Origin of the sequence: Knoellia aerolata DSM 18566, from assembly GCF_000768695.1 — a bacterium.
Classification (GTDB): domain Bacteria; phylum Actinomycetota; class Actinomycetes; order Actinomycetales; family Dermatophilaceae; genus Knoellia; species Knoellia aerolata.
In genome coordinates this window covers 34,436-49,249 of sequence record NZ_AVPL01000010.1, presented here as the reverse complement: position 1 = coordinate 49,249, position 14,814 = coordinate 34,436, and the positions used below count along the sequence as shown (strand labels likewise).

Sequence of the window (14,814 nt, the reverse complement as noted above, 5' to 3'; positions counted from 1 at the left end):
CTGACGGCCGCGCAGCCACTGTCATCGCGGCAGCCGGAGCACCTGCTGCGCCAGGATGTTCTTCATCACCTCGGTCGTGCCACCGGCGATCGTCATGGCCCGCGACTGCAGGGCACCCGTGCGAGCGCTGACGCCACCTTCACCCGCGAGCGCGAGCGGTCCGGCGATGGCAAGCCGGGTGTCAGCGATCTGCTGCGCCACACGGGACCAGACCAGCTTGATGACCGAGTGTTCGGCCCCGGGCGCACCCTTGCGGGCAATCGTGGTGAGGGCGCGCTGACCAAGGAGGCCCAGGGTTCGCGCCTCGACGACTCGGTCGAGGAGCGCCTCGCGCGCGGACTGCGAGATCTCTCGGCCCTCGAGCTCGGCGGCGACGTCCTCGAGCTCTTGCTCGAGGCGGCTGGCCATCATGATGACGCCGGCTCTTTCGAAGGCCAGCGTGGTCATCGTGACGCTCCAGCCCTCGTTCAGCGGTCCCAGGAGAGCAGACCAGGGCACCCTCACGCCGTCGAAGAACATCTCGGCGAAGCCGCCCTCTCCCGTGATCTGCGTGATCGGGCGACGGGTGATGCCCGGGGTGTCCAGAGGAACGAGCAGAGCCGAGATTCCCTTGTGAGCCGGGGCATCAGGATCCGTGCGCACGAGCAACAGGCAGTGCGTTGCCTCCATGCCCTCGGAGGTCCAGACCTTCTGGCCGTCGATCACGAACTCCCGGCCCTCTCCCCCACCCTCGATCCGCGCACGGGTGCGAAGCGAGGCCAGGTCGCTTCCTGAGCTGGGCTCCGAGAAGCCCTGGCACCAGATGTCCTCGGCGGACTGGATGCGCGACAGGTAACCCTTCTGCTCGGGCGTCCCGAACCGCATCAGCGTGGGCGCGACGTTGTTGATGCCCAGGACTCCCGCGAAGGTGACCGGTGCCCGGCGGCTTCCGAGCACCCGGTCGTACTCGACCTGGTCGACGATGCCCAGGCTTTTGCCCCCGAACTCCTCGGACCAGTGGGGAGCGATCCAGCCGGCTGAGTGCAGTCGCTGCTGCCACGCCAACCGGGACTCGTAGTCGTCGTCGGGGTGGGCCGCCCGGTGTGCCGGGAGCTCTGCGTCGACCAGAGCCGCGAACTCGGCGAGAGCAGGCGACACCACGCCGTTCGAGGTGTGTCGTCGGGGACCGGTTGCCTGGGCCGCCTTGCCGGCGGACGCTCCGCCGAAGAGTCCTTGGGCCGCGCACGCGCGTCGGTAGTGCAGGTGGGCCTCGTGCTCCCAGGTGTAGCCGATGCCGCCGAGAACCTGGATGTAGGCGTTGCCCGCGGTGACGGCAGCGGGGACCACCGACGCCAGGACGAGGCCGACCGCCTCGGCGACCGCCTCGTCGGCGTTCTCGTCGGCGCCGGTCATCGACGAACCATCGAGGAGGGAGCCCAGGTGGCGCACCGTGGCGCGGGACAGCTCAACGCCGGCGAGCACATCGGCCAGGCGGTGCTTGACGCCCTGGAAGGATCCGATCGGCTGGCCGAACTGGGAGCGCTCCAGGGCGTAGGACACCGATGCCTCGAGGCAGTGCCCCTGCGTTCCGACGAGCTCGGCTCCCATGGCGAGGACGGCACTCGCCCGGCCTCGTCGAACAGCAGCCTCCGCTGCGGCACCGGTGGCGAGTAGACGTGCGGGAGCGGAGGTCAGGACGACTCGGGACACCTCTCGTGTGAGGTCCATCGACTCGAGCCGCGTGACGTCGACGCCCGTACCAGCCGAGATCGCGACGAGGACAGCGCCGGAGTCTCCCTTTGCCAGTGCCAGGAGGACGTCTCCCTCACCGCCCAGGATCGTCGTCAGAACGCCGTCCACTCTCAGGTCGTCCTGGGTCCCCGTGGCCCGGAGAACGTCCGGCCGGGCGCCCGTCCACGCCACGGCCGGGGTGATGGTGGCGTTGCTGATGTCTCGCACGAGGTCATCGGCGCTCCCCTCCGGGAGGCTCAGCAACGCCCCCAGCGCGCCGCAGACAGCCACCAGAGGAGCAGGAGCGGCGGCCGCGCCGAGCAGCTCACCCGCGACGGCCACGTCGCTCCACGAGCCGCCCGAACCCCCTTGCTCCTCGGGCACCGGCAGACTGGCAAGACCGACCTCGGCGAGGGCGGCCCAGACCGTGCGCTGATCAGGACGCTTCCGGTGCGATGGGTCGAGGAGCTCGCTCGGAGACCACACCCGAGACAGGATGCCGGCGAGCGCATCGATGAGCGCTGCCTGGTCCTCGGTGTCCGGGACGCCAACCTGGTTGAGACTCATAGCTTCTCCGTCATGCTCGTTCGTACGGTGGTCATCAGCGGTCCCACAGGGACCGAATTGCGCGCGCCCGCTCTGTCCTGTCGAGTCCGCGCAGGTCGACTGCCCCACGCTCGGTCACCAGCACGTCCACGTCGTGACCGGGGGTGCTGACAGGCGCGGACAACCGGTCCACCAGGGTCGGTCGGCCGTGGTGCTCCGAAACCATCGCGATGATGCTCAGGCCGCCCACGGATCGGGTTGCTGCGACGGCGTAGTCTCCGTGACCGCCCACTCCCCCAACGGCCGCCCCCGGAAAGCCCTCGACGTTGACCTGGCCCTGCTCGTCGATCTCGATGGCGGTGTTCACGGCCACGAGCGGAATGCCCGACGAGAGCCGCGTCGCGTCATGGGTGTGGCCCAGGTGGTGCAGGAGTGGCCTGCCGTCCGCCCAGTCCAGGAGGGCGGGACCTCCGGCGAGATAGGTGGCGACGGGGTCACCGCACACCAGCCCGCGGCGATCGAGGTCCGTGACAGCCTCGGGCAAGAGTCCGGAGTCAATGGTGACCGGCTTGCGTACGGCGTCCAGTACGGCGCCACCCAAGGCCCCTGGTCCCACCTGGAGACGAGCACCTTCGGGGATGCGCGCGACCACTTTCTCGGCCATCGTCCTGTGGGCGTCGGTCGCGGGGGTGAACGTCAACGACATGGGCGCCTCCTGGGACTCACCGACGACGACGAGACGATCCGGAGGAAGCGAGGGCCCGACGTCGCACCGAGGACGGTTCGAGTTGACGACGGCCGCGATCGTGGCGCCGGCGGCGATCGCCGCCGGCAGCCAGGCCACTTCCGTGCCGAACCCGAGCGATCCGTCGCTGCGCGGCACTGCGGTGACGACGACGATGTCCGGTCGCCACGGTCCGGCCAGCAGGGCGGGCACCGCCGAGAGTCGCAGTGGGGGCGCATGGACGGTTCCCGCCTCGATGGCCCGCCGCAGACCCCAACCGCCCATGATCGTGCGGACATCGGCGTATGCCGTCAGGTCCAGCTCCGCAGTCGCCTGCGGCACCCAGCCAGTGATCAGTTTCACGTCGCCGGCCGCGCGAGCAGCCGCAGCCATCTCGGGAAGAACACTGCGCGGCATGCCGATGCCGTCGCCGAGAGCGATCCGCGTTCCCGGCCGGATCAGGCCGGCCAGGGCAGCTGTGTTGTAGGTCACGGCTTGGGCTCGCGCGGGAGGCCGAGGATCCGCTCGCCGAGGATGTTGCGCTGGATCTCGCTGGTGCCGCCGAGGATGGTCTGCGCGTGGGCGACGAGCATCCGGTCGACGAGCGGCTCGTCCAGCTCGCTGGTGAGACCGTCGAGCCCGAGAGCCTCCATGCCGAGGTCGCCGATCGCCTGGTAGGTGGTCGTGCTGATGACCTTGAGAACGGAGAAGGCCGGACCGCCCGGTTCGGTGCCCTCGGCGACTGCTCGTTCCCACGTCGAGCGCAGGAGCCAGACCCCGAGCCAGGCATCGGTGACTCCCGCCTTGAGGTGATCGCCCAGCCGTCCGCGCGAGCGGGCCGCTGCGGTGATCTCCTCGAGCGCCTTGAGCATGCCCACGGCGTTGGATCCCAACGAGAGACGCTCGCGGCCCAGGGTCGCCGTGGCCACGGCCCAGCCCTGCCCTTCCACGCCGATCAGCGCTTCCGGAGAGAGCAGCACGCCGTCGAGGAAGACCTCGTTGAACTTGCTTTCGCCGTTCATCTGGACGAGAGGTCGCACGGTGATGCCATCGAGGTTCATGGGAACGACGAACGCGGACAGCCCACCATGGCCTGGGCCACCGGTCCGGGCCAGGAGCAGCCCGTACTGGGCGTCAGCCGCGCCACTGGTCCAGACCTTCTGGCCGTCGACGACCCAGCCGTCGTCGGTGGGGACGGCTCTGGTGCGCACGCTGGCCAGGTCGGAACCGGCCCCGGGCTCCGAGAAGAGCTGACACCACAGGTGCTCGCCGGTGCGGATGGGCTCGAGGAGGGTGTCGCGCTGGTCGGCGGAGCCGTAGGCCATGAGGACTGGTCCGGCGAGATCTGGACCCACGAGATGGAACTGGCGGGGCACGCCCGCGAGCGCGCACTCCTCAGCGAAGGCTGCCTGCTCGGCGACCGTGGCCTGCCGCCCGCCACGGTCCCGTGGCCAGTGCAGGCATGCATAGCCGGCGTCGGCAAGCTGTCGCTGCCAGGCTCGACCGGCCTGGACGTCGTCCGGTGTCGGCGTGGGGCCGTAGTCATGCAGCCCAGCAGGTCGCGGTGCCTGCACCAGCCACTCACGAATCTCGGAGCGGAAAGCAAGATCGGTGCTCATCGGCTGAACCTCAGGTCGACAGGATCGTGACGGCGGCGGTGCCCGGCATGCCGTAGAGCTGGGCGTAGCCGACCCTGGCGTCGGCAACCTGCCGCTCACCGCACCGACCGCGCAGCTGGTTCGCCAGCTCGTAGACCTGACGCAGCCCGGAGGCGCCGACCGGCTCGCCGTTGGCCATGAGGCCGCCATCGGTGTTGACCGGCAGACGACCGCCGATGTCGGTGGCGTTCTCGGCCAGGAGCTTCTCCTGCTCGCCGTCCAGGCAGAAGCCGTTCTCCGCCATGTGGATGAGCTCCGAGCCGGCGTCGGTGTCCTGGAGCTGGATCACGTCCACGTCCTCCGGGGAGATGCCGGCCTCCTCGTAGGCCTGACGCGACGCGAAGATCGTCGGGCTGGCCGTGTCGTCGAGGGAGAGCGCCGGACTCATCAGCTCCAGTGCCCCCTCCCGGCGCGAGACGAGCTGGCTTGCGCGAAGGTAGATCGGGGTGTCGGTGTACTTGTGGGCGATGTCCGCGCGGCACAGGACGGCCGCGGCTGCACCTTCGTCGGGTCCGCAGTACATGTACTGGCGCAGGGGGTAGTTGAGGTACTGGGACGCGAGCACGTCATCCTCGCTCATGGGCGTGCGGCGCCAGGCCTTGTCGTTGAGCGACCCGTTGCGGAAGTTCTTGGCGGCGACCTTGGCCAGCGACGCCTCGGTGATCCCGTGGTCATGCATGTAGCGGTTGATCTTCATGCCGAAGAAGTGGGTCGTGAGGAACATGCCCGCTTGGCCGTACCAGAGCGGGAGCCCCGAGACCGACGGGTCCGCCGAGAAGGCTCCCCGGGGGTGCTTGTCCAGGCCGACTGCCACGGTGATGTCCTTACCGAGCCGGATGGCGTTGGCGGCCTGCGCGAGCACCGTTGCGCCCGAAGCGCATCCGGTGAACGTGGAGCGCGCGGGGATGCCGGTCATGCCGAGCAGACCGGTGATGGCCTCAGGATTCTTCACCTCCATGCTCGAGGCCCACAGCTCCTGCACGTCGTTCCAGGCAACCCCGGCGTCGTCGAGCGCGTCGATGACAGCGTCCTCGCCCATCTCGAGGGCCGACTTGTCGCCGTGCCGACCAAAGGGGTGCAGGCCGACGCCGATGATCGCGATGTCTGGCGTGGTCATGGCGAAGCCTCTTCCTGCACGGGCGCGAAAGCGTAGATCATGGTCGTGTCCCCGTCCTTGGTCCTGCCCAGCGGGACGATGCGCAGCTCCATCTCCTGGCCGATGCGCAGCTTCGCGGGGTCCGGCTCGGTCAGACGAGCCTCGACGCGCAGTGCCCCGGGAAGTTCGACGTAGCCCACGGTGAAGCCCTCAAAGGTCTCCTCGGTGTCGTCGCCGGCGTAGGGCGGGGATGTGGGTCGGAAGAGCTGGGTGGTGAAGGTCCACAATGTCCCGCGACGCGGCAGCTCGACCTTCTCGAGCTCCTCGCGTGCCCCGCCGACGAGGCGGTGCGACCGGTAGGGGAAGGTCAGGGAGCCGTCGCTGGCCCGGCCGGCGATGAGCGCTGGATCGGCTGCCGGCCAGGTGAAAAGGCCTTCGGCCAGAGGGACCTGGGTCATGGGAGTGCTCCTTCAGTGGTCCGCGCCGGGACTGCGTCGGTGGTCGGAAGGGAGTCCTCCGCGAGCAGGGGCAACAGCTCGGTCACACGGGCCCGGTGCTCGGCGGGGCTGCCGAACAGGAGGCCGGAACCACGTGATCGCTTCACGTGAAGGTGTGCGGGGTGCTCCCACGTGTAGCCGATGCCGCCATGGACCTGGACGTTCCTGGACGCCGCCGCGACGTAGGCGGGGCCCGTCACGGCAGCGGTGGCGTGGGTCAACAGCTGCACGTCGGGGTGCTCGGTGTCGAGCGCCCGAGCCGCTGCCCAGATCGCCGACCGGCACTCCTCGACAGACACCAGCACGTCTGCGAGCTGGTGCTTGACCGCCTGGAAGGAGCCGATGGGGCGCCCGAACTGGACCCGTTGCTTGGCGTAGGTGACCGACTGGTCGAGAACCGCCGAGGTACCGCCGGTCTGCTCGCAGGCCAGCGCGAGGAGAGCCTGGGGGCGGACCGCCTGAGCGATCGCCTCACCACCATCCGGCGCACCCAGAAGACGGGCAGGGGCCTCGTCCACCATGAGGCCGACCACACGCCGGGTCTGGTCGGACGTCCGCCGGGGATCGACGACCACGCCGGCTGCACGCGGATCCAGTGCAAACAGGCCCAGACCGCCGTCGTGGCGTGCCAAGACGAGGACGACGTCCGCGATCTGGCCGTCCAGCACATGGGTCACCGTGCCACTGAGCCGCCACCCGCCCTTCGACCGTGATGCGCTCAGCTGGCAGTCGCCCACGGGATCAGCGCCGAGCAGGGCTGCAGTCACGACGGTTCGACCGTCAAGCACTCGGGGCACGATCTCCTCCACCGCGGCGTCGTCCGCGCTGGCAACGAGCGCCGGCAGACCCAGGCCGATCACCGACAGCGCAGGCACGCAGCTGAGGGAGCGCCCCAGTTCCTCCAGCGCGATGCGCTGCACCGACCATCCGGCACCCGCCCCACCGCACGGTTCCGGAACGGCCAACGACGGGAGGTCGAAGCCTGAGACCAGCGACTGCCACAGAGCTCGGTCCACGCCGGACTCGCTGCCCATCGTCGCGCGGACCGAGGTCTCGGACGAGTCGCGCTCCAGCACTGCACGCAGCGAGCCACGCAGGTCGTCGAGGTCACTCTGGGACACGTCAGTCACGAGGACAGACTAGGTGTCATATCAGTCGTTGTCAACGAAAGCGTCAACTTTGGCCACGACCTAGGCATCCCGCCTGTAACAACGCTTTTCGCTTCTCTACAAGTCTGTGTACCCGACGCAATTGACAGATTCGTCATACAGGGGTGACGGGTCGCCGCACCTCGGACCGCGGTCTGGACACGAGCTCGACGACGGTGCCGTCCGGGTCGGTGAGGAAGAGCACGGTGTATCCGCCGGTCGGGGTGTCCTCCATGGGGATGAAGACCGGTTCCGGGGTTCGAGGATCGATGCCTCGTAGGGCAGCCGCAGCCGCCTCGACGTCCTCCACCGCCAGGGCGATGCGGTAGAGCCCCTGCTCGTTGGCCCGATCGGGCGCAGCCATGAGGTCCGGCTGTTCGGACAGCTCGAGCGAGAACGTCGGATCCTCCGGCAGGGAGAGGGACGCAACCGCTCCGCCCGTGCGAACGGTCGCGAAGCCAATGGACGCATACCAGGCGAGGGATCGCTGGAGATCGGTCACCCGCAGACGCTCGTAGGCCATCGCCGGTCCTTTCGCGGCGTCCTCCGGTCCGTCGACCTCGATGACCTCGACCCGCACCCCGTCGGGGTCGGTCAGGACCACTGCCCGGTGCGTGCGACCGCGCACGCGGACGTCCTCGGTGGTGAGTTCTCCCAACGTCGCCAGGTCCTCCCCCGCGGCCGCAAGGTCCTGGACCCGGTATCCGACGGCGAAAAAGCCGGCTCGCTGCTCCTGGTCGGCGGGGACCGTGGGGGGATCCGACCATGCGACGAGCTCGAGGGCGGGCGCGGCACGTGGCCCCCGCTGGTCCCACACGAACGCCGTGACGCTGGACGTGCGCTCCGCCAGCCCCATCATCGTCGCGTCCTGATCGACCCCGACCGAACGGAACCTGGGGTCTCGGCCGGCCATCACCCGGTAGAACGCCTCGGCCGCGTCGAGGTTGACCGTGTTGAGGTTGCAGTGCATGGCCGCGTGGGCATGCTGCGGGGCGGGAGTCGGGGTCATCATGCCTCCGGAAGAAACCAGCTCGGGGAAAGGTCGTTCTCCTGTCCGCCCAGGAGATATTCGCTGAAGTCGCCGACCCCGGCGGCTCGGAGGACCTCGACGTCCGTGAGCAGCTGGCCGGTCCGCTCGCCCGGCTTCGAGCGGAGGATCTCGTATGCGGCATCGGCCATGATCCGCGGGCTGCGGGACCGGCTCGACGCGACGTCGTCGCCCAGGATGGTTCGGATCGCCTCGGTGGCGACTGAGGCGCTGGGCCACAGCGAGTTCGCAGCCACCGGCGCCGTCTCGAGCTCGGCTGCCAGACCCAGTGTCATGAGGCTCATGGAGTACTTCGACACGGTGTATGCCGCATGCGCTCCGAGCCACTTCGGTGCGAGTGCCAGGGGCGGGGAGATCGTGAGGACGTGCGCGTGATCGGAGTGGACGAGGTGCGGAACCGCGGCCCGGGTGAGGGCGAAAGCGCCTCGGGTGTTGACCTGGTGGAGGAGGTCGTAGCGCCTCATCGTGATCTCGGCTGTCGGCGTCGTGTCGAACACCGCCGCGTTGTTGACGACGATGTCCAGCGCCCCGAAGGCAGTCACCGCTGCGGCAACTGCCCCCTCCACATCGGCATCCGAGCGCAAGTCACCGGCATACGCCAGGGCCTGACCACCAGCCGCGCGAATCTGGGAGGCGACCTCGTCCACCGACCCCGGAAGACGACCGGGCGAGTCCGCACCGGATTTGGCGAAGAGCAGCACATTGGCCCCTGAACGGGCCAGCCGATGTGCGATGGCCGCGCCGATGCCTCGGCTTGCACCGCTGATCAGAGCCGTACGGCCCGCGAGCGCAGAGTCTTCTGGGCTCGCGGGCCGCACAGGTGCGCTGTGCGCATCGGTCACAGGATGGCGCCGCTGGTCTTCAGGGCAATGATCCGGTCCCAGTCGAGGCCGAGCTCCTGGAGGATCTCGTCGGTGTGCTCGCCGTGTTCGGGGGCGCGACGGGACGCGTTGGGCTTCTCGTCGAACTGCACCGGTGAGTCCACGACGGCGAACTCGTTGCCGCTGTTGTCCGTCAGCCTGGGCAGGTAACCGTTCGCGATGGCCTGCGGGTCGTCATGAACCTCCAGAGCGGACTGGACCACGTCCCAGACGCCGTCGAAGTCCGCGAACGCCTTCTGCCAGTGGGCGAGGGGCTGGGCGCCGAAGGCGCTGCGCAGCTCGGCGATGCAGTCCTTGCGGTTGACGAACCGCACCTTCTGGTTCGAGTAGCGCTCATCGTCGATGAGGTCCTCGCGGCCGATGCGGGCGCAGAAGTCCGACCAGAACCGGTCGGACTGCAGCAGGACGAAGGTCACGTGGCGACCATCGCTCGTCGGGAAGAACCCCACCCCCGGGTTGGGCGACTCCTCCAGGTTGAACTTGGGAACGTTCTGGCCCGTGACGCCGGCGCCGACGATGTCCGGCGCCAGCTGCCACATGGCCATGTTGAGCAGCGACACATCCACCACCGAGCTCTCGCCGGTGCGCTCGCGCTTGAACAGGGCACCCACGATGCCGGAGGCGATCGCAAAACCCGCGACCACGTCACCGAAGGCCGGCTTCTGCACAGGAGGGTAGGAGCCCGGCGCGGACGACGTGTACGCCTCGCCCAGACCGCCTCGGGACCAGTAGGCCGCGAGGTCGAACCCACCTCGGTTGACCTGTTCGCCCTTGGAGCCATAGCCGTGGCCACGCGCGTAGATGATCTTCGGGTTGCGGGCCCGAATCGCGTCGACGTCGACGCCGAGCCGCTCCCGGCTCTCGGGCAGGAGGTTGGTGATGAAGACGTCGGCCGTCTCCACGAGCTTGAGTAGGACCTCGAGACCGTCGGGGTGCGAGACGTCCATGGCGGCGCTGCGCTTGCCTCGGTTGGGCTGCTCGATGAAGTGGTTCACTCCACCAGCGCCAGTCACCATGCCCGAGTTGATGAGCCCGCGTTGCGGGTCACCGGTCTCCGGGTGCTCGACCTTGATGACGTCGGCTCCCCAGTCGGCGAGCACCGCGCCAGCGGTGGGAACGAAGGTCCATGCGGCCAGTTCGACCACCTTGATCCCGGACAGGATGTGCTGCTGAGCGTCGTTGCTCATGGGGTTCACCTCAACGTTCTCAATAGGGCGGGGAGGGTCTCAGTAAAGCGGAACTTGACACTATTGCCAAGCATTTGACTCACACGAACTGGCAGGCACTGCTGAGGGGGGTGCGGGCGAGACCTCAGGTGTTGCGTCGCGCGGTGCCGCGGTAGCCGAAGAATCTCTCGAAGTTGTCGTCGTTGATCCGGTTACGGCTGTTCCGCTGCGCCGCGTCGACGAGTGCGTCCAATCTCTGAAGAGCGCTCGATGCGTCTTCTCCAGAGGCTTCCAGCTGTGCCACCAGGGCCCGCTGCGCCTGGACCTCTTCGTGGATGCGCACCTTGACCTCACCGTAGGTCAGCAGGTCGTGGTCCTCCTCGTCCTCACGCTCCGGAGAGGGCCCATCGAAGGTCTCGCTCATGACTTCGACTCGCTTTCATTGAATTGGCGGTTGCGTCAGCACAGTAGCTCCTGCGTCGTTGCGACCGCTAGACGTCGGCGCCATGGAGATAGTCCGCGGGATGGATGACAGTTTCGTCAGGTCGCGCTATCGTGCTCCGCATCCAGCACGCCAGAGCAAGGGAGCTCGCATGCCGCTTCAAGATCACCACCAGCTCATCTCGGTCGATGACCACTTGATCGAACACCCCCGGGTGTGGCAGGACAGGTTGTCCAAGGCTGACCAGGAAAAGGGTCCGCGCATCGTCGAGCAGAACGGCATGCACCTCTGGCACTACGACGGGATGGTTGCTCCGACCATCGGTCTGAACGCCGTCGCCGGCAAGCCCGTGGAGGAGTGGGGCATGGATCCCGTCCGTTACGAGGACATGATCCCGGGCTGTTACGACCCGGTCGAGCGTCTGAAGGACATGGACACCGACGGCGTGGAGGCGACCTTGGCCTTCCCGTCGTTCCCCGGCTTTGCCGGAGGGGTCTTCCACCGCGCTCCCGACAAGGACTTGGCGCTGAAGTGCGTCAAGGCCTGGAACGACTTCAACGTCGACGAGTGGTGTGCCACCGACCCCGACCGCCTCATTCCCATGGCGATCGTTCCCACATGGGACGTCGAGCTTGCTGCGGCGGAGATCCGGCGAATGGCAGCCAAGGGCGCACGGACCGTGACCTTCCCGGACAGCCCCGTACCCCTGGGGCTCCCCAGCTTCCACAACGAGTACTGGACGCCGTTCTGGGAGGCTTGCGAAGAGACGAGCATGCCGATCTCACTGCACTTCGGCTCCAGCTCCTACGTCCCCGGGTTCTCGTTCATGCAGACCCAGGCGACAAACAACATGAAGCTTCCAGAGGCTCCGTTCGCCGTGGCGATCACGCTGTTCTCCTCGAACCTCATGTGGTCGGCGGTCGACCTGCTCTTCTCAGGCGTGCTGCAGAAGTACCCGAAGCTGCAGTTCTCGCTCGCAGAGGGCGGGATCGGCTGGATCCCCTACATCCTCGAGCGAGCCGACTTCGTGTGGTCCCGTCACCGCTACTACATGAAGAACATCGACTTCGACGCGCGCCCGTCGGAGCTCTTCGCCAAGCACTTCTGGGGCTGCTTCATCGACGACGAGTTCGGCGTGGAGAACCGCCACAAGATCGGCGTGGACCGCATCATGCTGGAGATCGACTACCCGCACTCCGACTCGAACTGGCCCAACAGCCGCAAGCGTGCATCCGAGGTCTTGGCCCACGTCCCAGACGACGAGGTCACCAAGATCACCGAGACGAACGCTCGCACCATGCTCAACTTCCCCCGACGCTGAGCTCTTCCACTCCGGCCCGGCTCGTTGAGATCGACTCAGCGGGTCGGGCCGGCACCATGTGGCGCTGCCAGACGCACTGAGCGCAGCAGCGACAGCACCACGGCCGCTGCGGAGGTGCTGGTCTCGTCCCGCCGGGCCAGGTAGGCAGGCATCTGCTGGAGCAGCCAGCTGCGCTCCAGCATGGCCATCAACGTGAGTCCGACACCGCCCGAAGCCCCCAGATCGGCGGTGCTGCGTCGCACGATCGCGTCTCCCAGGACCGCCGCCGTCCGTGAAGGTGCGTGCGGGTCCTGCGTGTGCCGGGTCCTCGACGGCAAGGTGGACATCGCGTTCAGTGAAACGCTCGAGGCCGAGGACATCGATGACGGCTACATCCTCGGCTGTCAGGCGAGGGCCGCGTCCGAGCGGGTCGTCATCGAGTTCTGACCATCGCCTCACGCCCATTCTTGACGTCGGCATCAAACGTTCTGCAGCTCGGCTCGATGTGCCAACTACGGCGGAAGCCAACCTCGCTGGCCGTACGCCCCCTTGACCACAAAGGTGCGGTCGAGTAGTTTTTGACGATAACGCCAATTTTCATCGCCCTCCGAAGGAGCCGATACCGTGCCCGATGCCGTGATCCTCAGCGCAGTCCGCACTCCGATCGCCGTCGCCTTCAAGGGATCGCTGGTCAACACCCCCGCAGAGCCGCTCGCCGAGCTGGTCGTCACCCAGGCGCTCGAACGCTCGGGCCTCGACGCCGCTGATGTCGACGACATCGTCCTTGCCGAGTCCATGTACGGCGGTGGTGACCTTGCCCGGCACGCGGCTGTCGCTGCGGGCATGCCACGCGTACCCGGCCAAGCGGTCAACCGGCACTGCGCGGCAAGCCTCACGGCGGTGGGCAACGCTGCGGGCAGCATCCGTGCAGGGATGGACACCGTGGTCATCGCCGGAGGTGTCCAGTCCACGTCGCTGATGCCTCAGCTCACCTGGCGCGTCCCGGGCAGTGAGGACACCAGGCAGGGCATGCCGCCCACGTTTCCCTTCAGCGAGGGCGTCAACGACGACGTCTCGATCAACGTCGGCTGGAACACCGCCCAGGAGGCAGGACTGTCCCGTGAAGACGTCGACGCCTGGGCAGTTCGGTCCCACGAGCGCGCCGTCGCCGCCATCGATGCCGGAGCCTTTGACGACGAAATCGTGCCGGTCGAGACGCATGGCCCGGACGGCCTCCCGTTCACCTTCTCCACCGACGAGGGTCCTCGACGCGGCAGCTCCGTCGAGAAGCTCGCGACCCTCAAGCCTCTCCACCCCGAGATCGAAGGCTTCAGTGTCACGGCCGGCAATGCCAGCGGAATCAACGACGCCGCCGCGGCCATGGTCATCGCCAGCGCCGAGTTCGCGGCCGATCGTGGCGTGACGCCCTTGGCCACCATTCGCGCCTGGGCATCGATCGGGGTCGAGCCCGCTCGGACCGGGATGGGAGCGGTCGAGGTGATCCCCCTCGCTCTCGAGCGAGCAAGCCTCACCGTGGACGACGTGGACCTCTGGGAGATCAACGAGGCCTTCGCCTCCGTGCCCCTCGCCGCCTGCCGCCTCCTCGACATCGATGAGGAGAAGGTCAACGTCTTTGGCAGCGGTTGCAGCCTCGGCCATCCGGTCGCAGCGACCGGTGCGCGGATGATCACCACCCTCACCCACGAGCTGCGTCGCCGCGGAGGCGGCGTCGGCGTCGCCGCCATGTGTGCCGGCGGTGGGCAGGGCGGCGCTGTCGTCATCGAGGTTCCAGCGCCGTGACCCAGCCCGTCCTCGTCGAGCGGGACGGCCACGTCGAGACCTGGACGCTCAACCGACCCGAGCAGCGCAATCCGATCTCTGACCCGGACATGATCGACGCGATCGTGGACTGCGCCGAGCGCGCCAACCGTGACTCCAGTCTGCGCGCGGTCATCCTCACCGGCGCGGGAACCGCCTTCTCGGCCGGAGCCAACCTCGACCAGGTTCGCAGTGACGACGTGCCGTTCGGCGGGCCCTTGAGCCACGCCCGAGACGGCTACCGTCACGGCATCCAGCGGATACCCCGTGCCCTTCACGCCTGCGAGGTTCCCCTCATCGCGGCGGTGAACGGGCCCGCGGTGGGCGCGGGGTTCGACCTCGCACTCCTGTGTGACGTCCGGATCGCCGCGGACACAGCAACCTTCGCCGAGAGCTTCGTCAGGGTGGGGCTGATCCCCGGTGACGGTGGCGCCTGGCTCCTCCCCCGCGCCATCGGGCTTGCCCGTGCCACCGAGATGACCTTGACCGGGGCTCCCATCGACGCGAGAACCGGCCTCGGCTGGGGCCTCCTCTCGCGGATCGTCCCGGGGAACGAGCTGCTCGAGACCGCCTTCTCGATCGCCGAGCTGATCGCCGCGAACCCACCCGCCACGATTCGTATGGCCAAGCGTCTGCTTCGCGAGCAGGACCAGCAGAGCCTTCCGTCACACCTCGAGCTGGCCGGAGCGCTGCAGCCCTTGGCCCAGCGTTCGCGTGACCATCACGAGGCCATCGAGGCGATGCTCGCCCGACGTCGCCCGACCTTCACCGGGGAGTGAC

General features: G+C 68.1%; 15 protein-coding genes. 4 read left to right on the top strand and 11 right to left on the bottom strand.

Annotated elements, in window-relative coordinates; all coding sequences use genetic code 11:
- Positions 1-21: 21 nt before the first annotated feature.
- The 10 genes from N801_RS06095 to N801_RS06050 form a co-directional block, all read right to left on the bottom strand.
- On the bottom strand, positions 22-2,277 hold the full coding sequence (locus N801_RS06095) for an acyl-CoA dehydrogenase family protein (RefSeq protein ID WP_035934868.1): 2,256 nt from the start codon (positions 2,275-2,277) through the stop codon (positions 22-24).
- Positions 2,278-2,311: 34 nt separating this feature from the next.
- Positions 2,312-3,472 carry an acetyl-CoA hydrolase/transferase C-terminal domain-containing protein gene (locus tag N801_RS06090; protein ID WP_035934866.1) on the bottom strand — a complete coding sequence of 387 codons (1,161 nt, stop codon included), beginning with the start codon at positions 3,470-3,472 and terminating at the stop codon, positions 2,312-2,314.
- Positions 3,469-4,599 carry an acyl-CoA dehydrogenase family protein gene (locus N801_RS06085; protein ID WP_035934865.1) on the bottom strand — a complete coding sequence of 377 codons (1,131 nt, stop codon included), beginning with the start codon at positions 4,597-4,599 and terminating at the stop codon, positions 3,469-3,471. Before N801_RS06085 ends, N801_RS06090 begins: the two co-directional genes overlap by 4 nt.
- A gap of 10 nt (positions 4,600-4,609) precedes the next feature.
- Positions 4,610-5,755, bottom strand: a complete 1,146-nt coding sequence (locus tag N801_RS06080) for a thiolase family protein (protein ID WP_035934863.1) — start codon at positions 5,753-5,755, stop codon at positions 4,610-4,612.
- Complete coding sequence (locus tag N801_RS06075; protein WP_035934861.1) at positions 5,752-6,192, bottom strand: Zn-ribbon domain-containing OB-fold protein; 441 nt, start codon at positions 6,190-6,192, stop codon at positions 5,752-5,754. The genes N801_RS06080 and N801_RS06075 overlap by 4 nt, the downstream gene beginning before the upstream one ends.
- Complete coding sequence (locus N801_RS06070) at positions 6,189-7,361, bottom strand: acyl-CoA dehydrogenase family protein (RefSeq protein ID WP_035934858.1); 1,173 nt, start codon at positions 7,359-7,361, stop codon at positions 6,189-6,191. Before N801_RS06070 ends, N801_RS06075 begins: the two co-directional genes overlap by 4 nt.
- 133 nt (positions 7,362-7,494) lie before the next feature.
- Positions 7,495-8,388 carry a VOC family protein gene (locus N801_RS06065; RefSeq protein WP_052112666.1) on the bottom strand — a complete coding sequence of 298 codons (894 nt, stop codon included), beginning with the start codon at positions 8,386-8,388 and terminating at the stop codon, positions 7,495-7,497.
- On the bottom strand, positions 8,388-9,245 hold the full coding sequence (locus N801_RS06060; protein ID WP_052112665.1) for an SDR family oxidoreductase: 858 nt from the start codon (positions 9,243-9,245) through the stop codon (positions 8,388-8,390). Before N801_RS06060 ends, N801_RS06065 begins: the two co-directional genes overlap by 1 nt.
- A 20-nt stretch (positions 9,246-9,265) precedes the next feature.
- Positions 9,266-10,495 carry a CaiB/BaiF CoA transferase family protein gene (locus N801_RS06055; protein WP_084108324.1) on the bottom strand — a complete coding sequence of 410 codons (1,230 nt, stop codon included), beginning with the start codon at positions 10,493-10,495 and terminating at the stop codon, positions 9,266-9,268.
- Positions 10,496-10,619: 124 nt separating this feature from the next.
- A complete protein-coding gene (locus N801_RS06050; RefSeq protein WP_035934857.1) occupies positions 10,620-10,898 on the bottom strand; it encodes a hypothetical protein in 279 nt (92 codons plus the stop codon).
- A gap of 169 nt (positions 10,899-11,067) precedes the next feature.
- Here N801_RS06050 and N801_RS06045 point away from each other — a divergent pair, with 169 nt between their 5' ends.
- Entirely contained in the window at positions 11,068-12,237 is a 1,170-nt protein-coding gene (locus N801_RS06045; RefSeq protein ID WP_035934855.1) for an amidohydrolase family protein, read from the top strand.
- Between the two features lie 35 nt (positions 12,238-12,272).
- Here the strand turns inward: N801_RS06045 and N801_RS20585 are convergent, their stop codons facing one another.
- On the bottom strand, positions 12,273-12,479 hold the full coding sequence (locus N801_RS20585) for a hypothetical protein (RefSeq protein WP_169744210.1): 207 nt from the start codon (positions 12,477-12,479) through the stop codon (positions 12,273-12,275).
- On the opposite strand from N801_RS20585, the gene N801_RS21720 reads away from it, so the two are divergent.
- The 3 genes from N801_RS21720 to N801_RS06035 all read left to right on the top strand — a co-directional run bounded on the left by N801_RS21720 (position 12,418) and on the right by N801_RS06035 (position 14,813).
- Complete coding sequence (locus N801_RS21720) at positions 12,418-12,663, top strand: 2Fe-2S iron-sulfur cluster-binding protein (protein WP_084108321.1); 246 nt, start codon at positions 12,418-12,420, stop codon at positions 12,661-12,663. The two genes, N801_RS20585 and N801_RS21720, sit on opposite strands and share 62 nt — an antisense overlap.
- Positions 12,664-12,840: 177 nt before the next feature.
- Positions 12,841-14,016: a thiolase family protein gene (locus N801_RS06040; RefSeq protein ID WP_035934854.1), complete on the top strand. Its 1,176-nt coding sequence runs from the start codon at positions 12,841-12,843 to the stop codon at positions 14,014-14,016.
- Positions 14,013-14,813, top strand: coding sequence for a crotonase/enoyl-CoA hydratase family protein (locus N801_RS06035; protein ID WP_035934852.1), 801 nt, complete (start codon positions 14,013-14,015; stop codon positions 14,811-14,813). The genes N801_RS06040 and N801_RS06035 overlap by 4 nt, the downstream gene beginning before the upstream one ends.
- The last annotated feature ends 1 nt before the right edge of the window (position 14,814 follow it).